This window comes from Sinanaerobacter chloroacetimidivorans, assembly GCF_018128545.1.
Classification (GTDB): Bacteria; Bacillota; Clostridia; order Peptostreptococcales; family Anaerovoracaceae; genus Sinanaerobacter; species Sinanaerobacter chloroacetimidivorans.
In genome coordinates, this window is the sequence record NZ_JAGSND010000007.1 from 192,471 (window position 1) to 205,412 (window position 12,942).

The following is a 12,942-nucleotide window of genomic DNA, read 5'->3' on the forward strand; positions in this document are numbered from 1 at the left end:
ATACGCAAATGGAGAAGAGACCTTTAAAACCTGCTGAAATTACAGACTATACCATTCGCATGGCAGAGGATAAAGCAGGGGGCAGCTTTCAAAAACTATTGATTTTAGGCATATTGGCAGGAGCATTTATCGCATTTGCTGCGGAAGGCTCCAATATGGCTGCCTTTAATCTCTTTGCAGAGCCGACTACCTATGGTCTGGGAAAGGCATTGGCGGGGGCGATATTCGGAACGGGATTGATGCTGGTGGTTCTTGCAGGAGGAGAGCTGTTTACCGGGAATACTATGATTCTTGCGGCAGTCTGTGATAGAAAAGTTACCATAAACAGAATGCTTAGAAATTGGGTGATTGTTTATATCGGTAATTTTATCGGTTCTGTGCTGATTGCATATATGATGGTTCATTCCGGTTTATTTGCAAGCGGAGCCGATATGCTCGGAGCAGTCACCGTAAAAATTGCAGCTTATAAAGTTAATTTGGATTTTTCAAAAGCATTCTACCTTGGCATTATGTGTAACTGGCTTGTTTGTCTGGCAGTATGGATCTCATACGGAGCGGATACAATGGCCGGAAAAATCTTATCAATCTTTTTTCCGATTTGGCTGTTCATCACATCAGGATTTGAGCATAGTGTGGCAAACATGTATTACATACCTGCGGGAATCATGGCAAAAACAAATATGTCCTTTGCAGAGCTATCCCATTTATCTCAGGAAGTATTGGATTCATTGACGTGGAGCAGCTTTCTGATACATAACCTAATTCCTGTAACGCTTGGAAATATTGTGGGCGGCGGAATTTTTGTCGGGATAGCGTACTGGTATACCTATAAAAAGATTTATTAAATATATATTTACTTCGCAGCCAACTTGCTGCGTGAAATGAAATGGAGGAAAAACAAAATGGGTGACAAGAAAAAAATGACGATTTCGGACTTTAAAAAGTTCAAGCAGGAAGGTAAAAAGTTCAGCTTTGTAACCGCCTACGATTACACAACGGCGTCAATCGTAAATGATAGTGAAGTAGAAATCATTTTGGTAGGTGATTCTTTAGGAATGATCATGCTGGGATACAAAGGGACTGAGTCCGTTACAATGGACGATATGGTTCATCATATCAGACCGGTTGTGAAAGGAGCCCCTGATACATGGATCATCGGAGATATGCCGTTTGGTTCCTATAATGTCAGCGACGAAGAAGCCGTCAGAAATGCAAACAGACTGATCAAGGAAACAAACTGTGACTGCATCAAGCTCGAAGGTGGTATTGAAATGCTTTCCAGAATCCAAGCGATCGCAAAAGCAGGCATCAATGTTATGGGTCATATTGGTCTTACCCCTCAGACAGCATCTGCTCTTGGCGGATTCAAGGTTCAGGGAGGGACACCAGAAAGTGCAAAAAAATTGATCGAAGATGCAATTGCTCTTGAAAAGGCCGGCTGCTTTGCAATCGTACTGGAATGTGTTCCATCTGTTGTTGGTAAAGCCGTTACTGAAGCGGTTAGTGTTCCTATTCTGGGAATTGGAGCTGGACTGCATGTAGATTGTCAGGTGCTGGTAACTCAGGACATGCTGGGAATGTACGGTGATTTCAAACCTAAGTTTGTAAAGCAGTATGCTCAGCTGAGAAAAGTAATGGTAGATGCACTGAACGAATTCCATCAGGAAACACTGGATGGTCAATTCCCTACACCAGAGTACTGCTTCAACAAAGAAGTTGATATCCCGAAATTATATTAAAATCTCATTGACAAGGAGTAAAAAATGAAAATTGCAATTGTCGGCGCAGGCGCAATGGGCTGCCTGTACGGAGCAAAGCTGTCTGCAGTTCCAACGAATGAAGTCTATCTGATCGACGTTTGGAAGGAACACATTGAATCCATCAATGAAAACGGCCTCGTGATGGAAGAAAATGGTGAACTAATCCCATATCGGGCAGTAAAAGGAGTTTTGGATGCAAATCAGGCCGGAATTTGTGATCTTGTTATTGTATTTGTAAAATCAACCTTGACCAGCGCTGCAGTAAAAACGAACAAAGCAGTTTTCGGGCCAGATACCATTGCATTGACCCTTCAAAACGGACTCGGAAATATTGATTTAATCCGTGCTGAGATCGGAGATAACAATGTGATCGCCGGTACTACAGCGCATGGAGCAACCATGCTGGGTCCGGGGAAAATACGCCATGCCGGAAAGGGCAAAACCATAATTGGAGAATTAAACGGAAATCAGACTGATCGTATTGAAAGAGTCGCCGAAGTCCTGAGAACAGCGGATCTGGAAACGGATATTTCCAATAATGTTCTTGGACTCGTTTGGGACAAACTGCTTATAAACGTTGGAATAAACGCTCTCACAGGGATTACAAAACTCAAAAACGGAGAACTGCTGGATCATCCGGAAATTGAGGAACTGTTGGAAGCGGCGGTTTCGGAAGCACATGCTGTTGCGAAAGTGAAAGGCATTACCCTAAGCTATGATGACCCGATCAGCCATACAAAAGCAGTATGCGCTGCTACTGCTGCTAATAAATCTTCCATGCTGCAGGATGTTCTCAATCATAAACAGACAGAAATTGAAATGATTAATGGAGCCATTGTTCAAGAAGGTGCGAAGGCAGGAATTGCCACTCCGGTTAATTTGGTACTGACAAATTTGATAAAGTATATACAAAAATAGGTGAGTTATGCCAGCTTTAAATGAAAAAAGAATCAGAGTGATTGTCGGACATTATGGGAGCGGAAAGACAGAGTTCTCTGTAAACTATGCATTGCAGCTAGCAGAGCAAGGGCAGAAGACAGCACTTGCAGATCTTGATATTGCAAACCCATATTTCAGAAGCAGAGAACGGCAGCAGCTGCTCGAGGGAAAAGGAATCAAAGTATACAGTAATACTTTTGGATACGACATCACGGCTGATCTTCCCGCTATTACAGCAAAAATTAAAGCGCCTCTTGAGGATGCCTCCTGTCAGACGGTGGTTGACGCCGGCGGGGATGATTTGGGTGCTAGAATCCTGATCCAATTTGATAAATACTTGAAAGGCACTGACTGCGATTTACTCTGTGTAGTCAACGTGAACAGGCCGGAAACCAGCACTGTAGAAGGTGCACTAGGTCATATCAAAAGGATTGAAAGCGAAACAAATCTGAAGGTCACCGGATTAATCAACAATACGCACAAGTTGATGGAAACAAGTGCTGAGGATATGGTAAAGGGCTATTACATATGCAAAGAGCTGTCCTCCATACTTCACATACCTTTAAAGTACAACTGCTGTGTGGAAGGTCTAATGGGTGATCTAAAAGCAAAGACCAGTGGAATTCAGGACTTTAAAATATTCCCGATAAAACTGTATATGCGGGATAATTGGCTGGATCGATAGCAATAAAGCATTGCAAGTACTCTGTTGCACTTAAAGTTGCATTACTCGGTGAGGAAAATTGTTGCAACAGAGTACTAGGGAGAAGAAGGGAAGAATTTATATGAAGAAAAGTCTAGTAAAATTTGACGACGAACGATGCAAGGGCTGTGAGCTGTGCATCTCCGTTTGTCCTGTAAAAATACTGAAACTTCATGAAACAAGAATCAATTTAAAAGGTTATCGTCCTGCATGCATAACAGATGAAAGTAAGTGCACCGGCTGCGCCAGCTGTGCTGTTATGTGCCCGGATGGTGCCATCAGTGTTTATAGGGAAGACTAAGGAGAGTGAAAAAAATGAGTGAAAAGGTTCTGATGAAGGGAAATGAAGCTTTTGCAGAAGCTGCCATCCGAAGCGGCTGCAGATATTATTTTGGCTATCCGATCACCCCTCAAAATGAAGTAACAGAATATATGTCAAGAGAACTGGGCAAGGCCGGTGGTTCCTTTGTTCAGGCAGAAAGTGAACTTGCAGCTGTCAGTATGGCTTATGGCGGCGCAGTAGCCGGAGGAAGAGTTTTCATTTCCTCATCATCTCCGGGAATCGCTTTAATGCAAGAGGGCTTTTCCTTTATTTGTTCAACAGAGATTCCCGTAGTAATTTTAAATGTATCTAGAGGGGGCCCGGGAGTTGGAAGTATTCAGCCAGGTCAGGCCGATTATTATCAAGCTACCCGGGGCGGCGGAAACGGAGATTATCACCTATTTGTGTTTGCTCCGTCCTCCATTCAGGAAGCGGTGGACATGATGGCTAAGGCATTTCAGATTTCAGAAGAATACAGAAATCCTGTCATGATCTTAGCGGATGGAGTACTGGGACAGATGATGGAACCTGTCGCTCTGCCGGATCCGCTTCCAGCAGCAACTACTGAGGATATTTCAAAAATAAAACCCTGGGCATTGACTGGAACAAAGGGAGAAAGACCCCACAATGTAATTAGATCCTTATATTTAAAACCGGAAGAGCTGGAAGACAGAATTATGGAAATTGACCAGAAATATCAGAAGGCGAAAAAGGAACTGGTCAGGTATGAAACAATTGGATTAGAAGATGCAGATGTGGTTTTTGTTGCATACGGCTCCACTGCAAGAATTACAGAAGAAGCCATAGATTTGCTTTCAGAAGAAGGAATCAAAGCCGGATTGATCAGGCCGATCAGTCTGTGGCCGTTCCCTTATGAAGCGTTTGACCAAATTCCGAATAATACGAAAGCCGTAATATCGGTAGAATTAAGCAGAGGACAGATGATAGATGATGTGAAAATCGGAACCAATGGAAGATTTCCGGTTTCTCTGTCCAGCAGAGTCGGGGGGATTTTGATTACCCCACCTGAAATTGCAGCGGATGCGAAGAAAGCACTGGGGGTGGCAAAATGAAAACTGTCTTTGAATTTACAAAAGGAATGCTTCCGGAAGAAACGACCTATTGCCCGGGCTGTACCCATGGAATCTCACATCGCCTTATCATGGAAGTTCTTGAAGAGAAGGGGCTGCTTGGGGAAACGATCGGGGTTGCTCCTATCGGATGCAGCATTCTGGCGCATCACTACATGAATGTAGATATGTGTGAATCCACCCATGGCAGAGCACCTGCCATCGCAACCGGGATTCGGAGAGCTCAGCCCGACAAAATCGTATTTACCTACCAGGGAGACGGAGACCTTGCTTCTATTGGGACCGGCGAAATTGTACAGGCAGCCTGCCGCGGTGAAAAATTTACCACATTTTTTATCAATAACGCAATTTACGGTATGACAGGCGGGCAAATGGCTCCAACCAGCCTGGCCGGGCAAAAAACCACCACAACGGTAGAAGGAAGGAAGACAGAAGTATCCGGGAATCCGATCCGGATGGCAGAGCTCCTTGCGACCTTGGACGGAGCAGTTTTTGTAGAAAGAGTATCTCTGGATTCTCCTGCAAACGTCAGAAAAGCAAAAAAGGCGATTCAGAAAGCCGTCGAAGTCCAGCAGAAGGGACTTGGATTCAGCTTCGTGGAGATATTATCCACTTGTCCGACCAACTGGGGTTACAATCCGGTAAAGGCATTGGAATGGCTCAGGGAAAATATGATCCCATATTATCCCCTTGGCAATTTAAAATGTCCTGAGGAGGTGAAATAAATGGCGACTCATAAATTAGTAATCGCAGGTTTTGGCGGTCAGGGTGTTATGCTGATTGGACAAATGATTGCCTATGCAGGAATGCTGGAAGGCAAGGAAGTTACATGGATGCCGGCTTACGGACCCGAAATGCGCGGAGGAACTGCCAATTGTACTGTAATTGTATCAGACAAAAAAATCAGTTCGCCGGTGGTAACGGAGGCAACCGCTGTTGTAGCGATGAATCTGCCTTCTCTTGTTAAATTTGAACCGATCGTTAAGCCGGAGGGTATGCTTTTTGTCAACACCTCCTTGATCAAAGAGCAGCCTGCAAGAAATGATGTGGAAATTTATTCTATCGATGCCAATGAAATTGCAGTCAGTCTGCATAATGATAAGGTCTCCAATATGGTTGTATTGGGTGCGATTGTAAATAAAACGGGAATCGTAAAGCTGGAAAGTATCGAAAAAGTAATGGAAAAGTTATTTACTGGTAACAAAGCAAAGCTGTTACCTTTGAATAAGCAAGCATTGACAGCATGGAAGGCATAATAACCGTTAATTCTAATTCTTTATTTTAAAGGAGGAAAAAAGTATGAGATTATCGGAAAAAGATAGGAATCATCAGATGAAAAAAGAAGCCTTGTGGTCAGTAGCTTTATACGCTTTGTTCTTTCTCTGGTGGTATTTCACCGGTTATGGTATCGGTGAAGCCACACCCCCATCGGAGTATACATTCGTATTTGGGCTTCCATTGTGGTTTTTCCTAAGCTGTGTTGTCGGATGGATCCTGACCTCAGTTGCAGTTGTGATCCTGGTTAAATTTGTCTTTAAGGACTTTGATCTGGAAAGCAATGATAACAACTCAGAAGTGAATTAGAAGGGAAGGTAAATGATAATATGGATAAGATGTTAATCGTAATTCCAATCGCGTTATACCTTGTCATTAATCTGGCAGTAGGTATTTGGGCAAGCAAAGAACAGGCAGCCGCAAACAAAAGCGGATTTATCAATCAGTATTTTATCGGAGGAAGATCCATGGGCGGATTGGTTCTTGCCATGACTCTGATTGCTACCTTTACAAGTGCCAGCAGCTTTATCGGGGGTCCGGGAGTTGCTTCCGCAAAAGGACTTTCCTGGGTATTCCTTTCCATGATTCAGGTACCAACAGCATTTCTGATTTTGGGTGTGCTGGGTAAAAAGTTTGCTGTAATATCCAGAAAAATCAATGCAGTTACCGTTACGGATTATCTTCGTGCAAGATATGAATCACCTGCAGTAGTTATCTTATCTTCCATTGCTTTGGTATTATTCTTTATTGCTATGATGATCGGTCAATTTATCGGCGGTGCAGTATTATTCCAAACCGTAACAGGGTATTCTTATATTGTCGGCCTCACTCTGTTTGCCCTGATTGTAGTAATCTATACTACCATCGGAGGATTTAAAGCGGTAGTTATTACCGATACCATTCAAGGGTTAGTTATGGTATTCGGTACCATTCTCATTTTATACTCCATCATTCATGCCGGAGGCGGTGTCGATACAATCGTTGTAAAATTAAACGAAATCAATCCGGAATGGAGTTCTCCGACAGGAAACGGCTCAGCGAAGGTTTATGTTTTGTCGTTCTGGATACTGGTTGGTCTCGGTGTGCTTGGGCTTCCGCAGACTGCGGTCAGAGGCATGGGATTCAAGAATACCAAATCATTACATAATGCAATGATCTACGGAACCATCGTAATAGGCTTTTTAATGCTTGGGATGCACATTTCCGGTGTATTCGCAAAAGTGCTTATTCCGGCTGATCTTGCTTCTACCGATTTGGTGATTCCAACTGTGGTAATGCAGGTAATGCATCCGGTTGTGGCAGGGCTGTTCCTGGCAGCACCGTTGGCTGCTGTAATGTCAACGGTATCCTCTTTGCTTATCCTGGCGTCCGCTGCAATTATCAAAGATATTTATCTGAATTATATCATTAAGAATCACACTGAGGCCGAAGATGCAAAATTCAATGCGAAGATTGGCAAGATGAGTACATGGGGTACTGCAGTTATTGGTCTGATTGTATTTGCAATGGCCGTTGTACCGCCGGATTTGATTGTCTGGATCAATCTGTTTGCTTTCGGAGGCCTGGAAGCAGCATTTCTTTGCCCGATCATCTTCGGAATGTATTGGAAAAGAGCAAATGCCACAGGCGCAATTCTATCCTTTATCTGCGGTGTCGGATTCTTCCTGTATTGCGGATACTTTAAACTAAGCTTCTTTGGTATGCATAATATTGTGCCTACGATTGCAATCGCGATCATTGCATTTATCGTTGGGAGCTTGATCGGAAAGAAGACCAGCGATGAAACGTTGGAACTGTTTTTCAGTGAAAAGAATTAGGAAAACACTGATCTATTTTGAGGTGCGCAGATGGCCGTCCAGATGCGCACCTTCCTTTAAATCAGAGTTTGCTTAGAGTAAAGATTAACGTTAGGAGCTTGTTTTATGAATTTTGATTTTTCATACGTGGATATTGCATTTAAAAATGGAAAGGTTATTACGATAAACGGGAATGACGATATAGAACAAGCGGTCGGAATCAAAGGGAATCGAATTGTCTTTGTTGGATCAAACGAAGATTTGGAAAAAATAGTTGATGATACCACCAGAATCATTGATCTTGGTGGTAGAACTCTTAGTCCCGGATTCATCGATACGCATTACCATCCCATTTTAAACGGTTTTTTTGGAAATAATGAGGATGCCGCAATTATCAACACCGGTTATGCAAATTGCAAATCTATTAAAGATATTTTAGCTTTAATAAAAAAAGCAGCTGCCAAAAGACCGGCGGGACAATGGATTTCCATGATGGGCTATGACCAGAACCGGATTGAAGAGAAAAGACATATCACCATCCAAGAACTGGATGAAGCGGCACCGGATCATCCTGTTCAATGTATGAGGACATGCGGGCATGTTTGCATTTATAATTCCAAGGCGCTGGAAGCAATTGGTGTGAAGGAAGCGGCGGATGCATTAAAGTATGCAAAAGATGAAATTGTAGTTGAGCATGGAAAACTAACCGGAATGGTAAAAGATCACACCCATTTTTATCTTTGGAGTAAGGTGGTTTATACGGAGGAGCAGCAAATCAAAGCTGCAATGAAGTCAAATCAGCTCCTTCTCGAAAATGGGATCACTTCGGTGCATGACGCAGGGGAATGCGATGCTCCGTCCTATAAAATCATGCAAAGACTCTGCCGGGAAAGAAAATTTAAGCCTAGGGAATATATGATGCTGCACAGCATTTTCGGCAAACCTGTATCCTTGACGGATAATGACCATTTTCTGGCCTTGGGACTGCAAAGCGGAATCGGAGATGCACATTTCAAAATCGGCACATGCAAGTTTATGATTGACGGCGGAACCAGCGGACCTTCCTGTGCAACAAGAGAGCCATACAGCCATGATCCGGATATGCCGGGCATCCTGGGATGGGAAAGGGAAGAGACCGCAGAATATATTAAAAAGCTGAATGATGCTGGCTGTCAGATATCAGCCCATGCCGTCGGAGACCTGGCCATTGAATTCATGGTAGAAGGTTATGAAAAAGCATTTCTGACCAATCCAAGACCGGAGGCCAGACACCGGATAGAACACTGTGCTATTGTTGATCAGGATCTGATTGACCGAATGGCAAAGCTGAATATCTGTCCGTCCTGCAATCCAGGATTTCTATCGTGGAACGGAAGAAATTATACCAAGTTTTATGGAGACAGAATGAAGTTTTTCATGGCGCTCCGGAGCATGATCGATGCCGGCATTAAAGTATCCCTTGCCAGTGACGCTCCTTCCGGTCCGATGGAATCCATGACACTGCTTGATTCCTGTGTAAACCGCTGCGACCGGGTTACCGATGAGCCGGTGGATCAAACCCAGGCAATCAGCATTCTTGAGGCAATCAGACTTTATACATACAATGGTGCTTATTCCAGCTATGAAGAAGACGTGAAAGGAAGCATAGAAACCGGTAAATATGCAGACTTGATTGTTTTATCTGAAGATATCTTGTCATGCCGGAAAGACAAAATCAGAGACGTAAAGGTTGATATGACTATGATTGACGGTGTAATCGAATATGAACGTTTCAACCCGGAAGATAAATGAATACGTAAAGGGCGATAGAAATGAAGTACTTAAATGAATACAAGCAAAAATTAGTTCGTGCTGATGAAGCTGTTAAGATCATAAAATCTGGGGACTGGGTTGATTATGGCTGGGCATCAGGCACACCGGTTGATTCAGATAAAGCCTTGGCAGCACGTTTAGAAGAACTGAATGACATTAAATTTAGAGGCGGAATTTTGTTATGGATGCCGGAAATTTTCAAAATTAAAGATGCAAAGGAGCATTTTACTTGGAATTCATGGCATATGTCCGGGATAGAAAGAAAAGCTGTTGAATCGGGAATCGCCTATTACAGTCCGATTCGATATTCGGAACTACCGAGATACTATAGAGACTCCATATGTCCAAATGACGTTGCCATATTCCAGGTTGCTCCTATGGATAAGCACGGATATTTTAATTTCGGTCCGAATGCATCCCATTTGACTGCAGTTTGTGAAACCTCGAAAAAAGTAATTGTTGAAGTAAATCATAATATGCCGAATTGTCTTGGCGGTTTTGAAAATTGCGTTCACATTTCAGATGTAGATAGGATCGTAGAAGGTTCAAATCCCGCTATTGGTGAACTGGGGGTAAGTCCGATTACCCCCGTTGATGAGGCTGTTGCCGAACTGATTTTGGAGGAAATTCCAAATGGAGCCTGCTTACAATTGGGAATCGGAGGAATGACCAATGCGGTCGGTACATTGATTGCAAAATCTGATCTGAAAAATTTGGGAGTGCATACCGAGATGTATGTCGATGCTTTTGTGGATATATCGGAGGCAGGCAAAATCAATGGGTCCCAAAAGAGTAAAGACCGATTCCGTCAGACCTACGCTTTCGCTGCCGGAACGAAAAAGCTATATGATTTCCTTGATCATAATTCCGAGTGTATGAGTGCCCCGGTTAATTATACGAATGATATCCGATCCATTTCCTCCCTAGATAACTTTATATCCATTAATAATTGTGTTGAAGTGGACTTATTTGGACAAGTTAATTCTGAATCTTCCGGTATCAGACACATTAGCGGCGCCGGGGGGCAATTAGACTTTGTATTAGGAGCCTATCTTTCTAATGGTGGCAAGAGCTTTGTCTGTTGCTCTTCAACCTATAAAACAAGAGACGGAGATATGAAATCCCGCATTTTACCAACCTTAAATCAAGGATCTATTGTAACAGATACCAGGACGAACATCCACTATTTTGTTACAGAATATGGGAAAGTCAATTTAAAAGGATTATCAACCTGGCAGAGATGCGAAGCAATCATATCTGTCGCCCATCCTGATTTTAGAGAAGAATTAATAAAAGAAGCGGAAAAAATGAAGATTTGGAAGAAAAGCAATAAATAATAAATGCAACAACAGGAAATAACAGTAATGAATTATAAAGAAGCGATTGAGTATATAAATAAGACCCAAAAGTTTGGCATCAGACCTGGATTGGAAGCTATAGAAATGCTCCTTAATTTTATGGGAAATCCGCAAAAGATGCTAAAATACGTACATGTTGCAGGAACAAATGGAAAAGGTTCAACGGTAAGCTTTATCAGCAGTGTTCTAATCGAAGCCGGATATAAAGTCGGAATATTTACCTCGCCAAGTATTCAACGCTTCAGTGAAAAGATCCGTGTAAATCATACTGAAATACCAGAATGCGATATTGCACGGATCATAAGCAGTATGAAAGAAAAAATAGAGCTGATACTACGTTCTGGGGGAAGCAGTCCCACTGAGTTTGAAATAATCACAGCGCTGGCTTTTCAATATTTCGCTGAACAAGGATGTGACCTTGTGGTGTTGGAAGCAGGACTTGGGGGACGCCTTGATTCGACAAATATTATCGGTAAGCCTGAAGTGGCAGTAATTACAACAATCAATTACGATCACATGGATGTTCTTGGAGATACATTGACTGAAATTGCAAGTGAAAAAGCGGGTATCATTAAAGAAGAATGTGATGTTGTGTTATACCCGCAGGAAGAGGATGTGCAGACCGTAGTGGATCAGGTATGTGAACGGCAGGGAGCAAAGCTTCACAAAGTGGATTTTTCGAGTCTGCAAATAAAATCTTTTAATTTTCAAAAACAGAAGTTTGACTATGAAGCGTATACTTCCCTTGAAACTTCCTTGTTGGGAGATCATCAGATCAAGAACGCCGCAATAGCGATTAAGACAATAGAAGTTCTGCAAGGAAAAGGTTATAGAGTTAATGAACAAATAATAAGGAAAGGTCTTTCAAAAGCCAAGTGGCCCGGAAGATTTGAAATGGTGAATCAATCGCCTGTCTTTCTTGTCGATGGGGCACATAATGTTCAAGGTGTATTAACACTGAATGATAATTTAAAAAAGTTATTTCCAGGTAAAAAAGTAACCTTTATGATAGGAGTGCTTTCGGATAAAGATTATAAGGCAATGATAAGAGTGATTTCTCCGATTGCTAAAAGCTTTATTACTGTAACACCGAATAACTCACGTGCCTTGAAAGCTCAAGATCTGAAATTGTTTCTCGAATCTCATTCTTTGAATGCACTGGCATGTGAAAGTACAGAAGAGGCAATTCGCATGTGCCTAAAATTTGCATTGCCCGATGAGATTATCTGTGCCTTTGGTTCCTTATATTATATAGGTGAAATAAGAAAATACTTTACTGAAAATTGATAAAAGGAGCATTTTTCATGGATAAGGAAAGAATAGAAAGGGCTGTACGGGAAATTCTTTTTGCGATAGGAGAAAACCCGGACAGGGAGGGGCTAGCTGATACCCCAAAGAGATTGGCAAAAATGTATGAGGAAATCTTCTCAGGACTCTATGAGGATCCGGAAAAGGGTCTTGAAATATATTTTCAGGATGAAAAGTACGAGGAACTGGTTCTGGTAAAGGATATTCCCTTTTATTCAATGTGCGAGCACCATCTCGTACCATTCTTTGGGAAAGCCCATGTGGCATATCTCCCCAAAAACGGGAAGCTTACAGGTTTAAGCAAACTTGCAAGGGTTGTAGAGACTGTCGCAAAGAGGCCTCAGCTTCAAGAGCGGATCACCGCCACTGTTGCAGATACCATTATGAAGAAATTAGAACCTTATGGAGTCATTGTTGTTATTGAAGCTGAGCACATGTGCATGACCATGCGGGGAGTTAAGAAACCCGGTTCCAAGACAGTAACATCCGCTGTCAGAGGATTGTTTAAAACGGATTCAAAGGCAAGAGCAGAGGTCATGTCAATGATCAGCAAATAAAAAACCAGGAGAGGCGATGGA

General features: G+C 42.5%; 14 protein-coding genes. All 14 read left to right on the forward strand.

All coding sequences use genetic code 11. The features are described 5' to 3' along the window. Positions 1–8 precede the first annotated feature (8 nt). The 14 genes from KCX82_RS12235 to folE all read left to right on the forward strand — a co-directional run bounded on the left by KCX82_RS12235 (position 9) and on the right by folE (position 12,921). Positions 9–845 (forward strand): formate/nitrite transporter family protein, encoded by an 837-nt coding sequence (locus KCX82_RS12235; protein ID WP_227018753.1) that lies wholly within the window; start codon positions 9–11, stop codon positions 843–845. Between the two features lie 57 nt (positions 846–902). Then, positions 903–1,739 carry a 3-methyl-2-oxobutanoate hydroxymethyltransferase gene (gene panB / locus KCX82_RS12240; protein ID WP_227018754.1) on the forward strand — a complete coding sequence of 279 codons (837 nt, stop codon included), beginning with the start codon at positions 903–905 and terminating at the stop codon, positions 1,737–1,739. Between the two features lie 24 nt (positions 1,740–1,763). Then, a complete protein-coding gene (locus KCX82_RS12245; RefSeq protein ID WP_227018755.1) occupies positions 1,764–2,678 on the forward strand; it encodes a ketopantoate reductase family protein in 915 nt (304 codons plus the stop codon). 7 nt (positions 2,679–2,685) lie between these two features. Further along, positions 2,686–3,384 (forward strand): ATP-binding protein, encoded by a 699-nt coding sequence (locus tag KCX82_RS12250; protein WP_227018756.1) that lies wholly within the window; start codon positions 2,686–2,688, stop codon positions 3,382–3,384. A gap of 100 nt (positions 3,385–3,484) precedes the next feature. Then, a complete protein-coding gene (locus tag KCX82_RS12255) occupies positions 3,485–3,703 on the forward strand; it encodes a 4Fe-4S dicluster domain-containing protein (RefSeq protein WP_227018757.1) in 219 nt (72 codons plus the stop codon). 14 nt (positions 3,704–3,717) lie between these two features. Beyond that, positions 3,718–4,797 (forward strand): 3-methyl-2-oxobutanoate dehydrogenase subunit VorB, encoded by a 1,080-nt coding sequence (gene vorB, locus KCX82_RS12260; RefSeq protein WP_227018758.1) that lies wholly within the window; start codon positions 3,718–3,720, stop codon positions 4,795–4,797. Then, entirely contained in the window at positions 4,794–5,540 is a 747-nt protein-coding gene (locus KCX82_RS12265) for a thiamine pyrophosphate-dependent enzyme (RefSeq protein ID WP_227018759.1), read from the forward strand. Before vorB ends, KCX82_RS12265 begins: the two co-directional genes overlap by 4 nt. Further along, positions 5,541–6,071 (forward strand): 2-oxoacid:acceptor oxidoreductase family protein, encoded by a 531-nt coding sequence (locus KCX82_RS12270; protein ID WP_227018760.1) that lies wholly within the window; start codon positions 5,541–5,543, stop codon positions 6,069–6,071. Positions 6,072–6,114: 43 nt separating this feature from the next. Next, on the forward strand, positions 6,115–6,399 hold the full coding sequence (locus tag KCX82_RS12275; protein WP_227018761.1) for a YhdT family protein: 285 nt from the start codon (positions 6,115–6,117) through the stop codon (positions 6,397–6,399). A gap of 20 nt (positions 6,400–6,419) precedes the next feature. Beyond that, complete coding sequence (gene panF, locus KCX82_RS12280) at positions 6,420–7,907, forward strand: sodium/pantothenate symporter (RefSeq protein ID WP_227018762.1); 1,488 nt, start codon at positions 6,420–6,422, stop codon at positions 7,905–7,907. A 105-nt stretch (positions 7,908–8,012) separates the two neighbouring features. Further along, a complete protein-coding gene (locus KCX82_RS12285) occupies positions 8,013–9,677 on the forward strand; it encodes an amidohydrolase (RefSeq protein WP_227018763.1) in 1,665 nt (554 codons plus the stop codon). Positions 9,678–9,697: 20 nt separating this feature from the next. Next, complete coding sequence (locus KCX82_RS12290; RefSeq protein WP_227018764.1) at positions 9,698–11,035, forward strand: butyryl-CoA:acetate CoA-transferase; 1,338 nt, start codon at positions 9,698–9,700, stop codon at positions 11,033–11,035. Between the two features lie 3 nt (positions 11,036–11,038). Further along, positions 11,039–12,343: a bifunctional folylpolyglutamate synthase/dihydrofolate synthase gene (locus tag KCX82_RS12295; protein ID WP_227018765.1), complete on the forward strand. Its 1,305-nt coding sequence runs from the start codon at positions 11,039–11,041 to the stop codon at positions 12,341–12,343. Between the two features lie 17 nt (positions 12,344–12,360). Next, positions 12,361–12,921, forward strand: coding sequence for a GTP cyclohydrolase I FolE (folE, locus tag KCX82_RS12300; protein ID WP_227018766.1), 561 nt, complete (start codon positions 12,361–12,363; stop codon positions 12,919–12,921). Positions 12,922–12,942 lie beyond the last annotated feature (21 nt).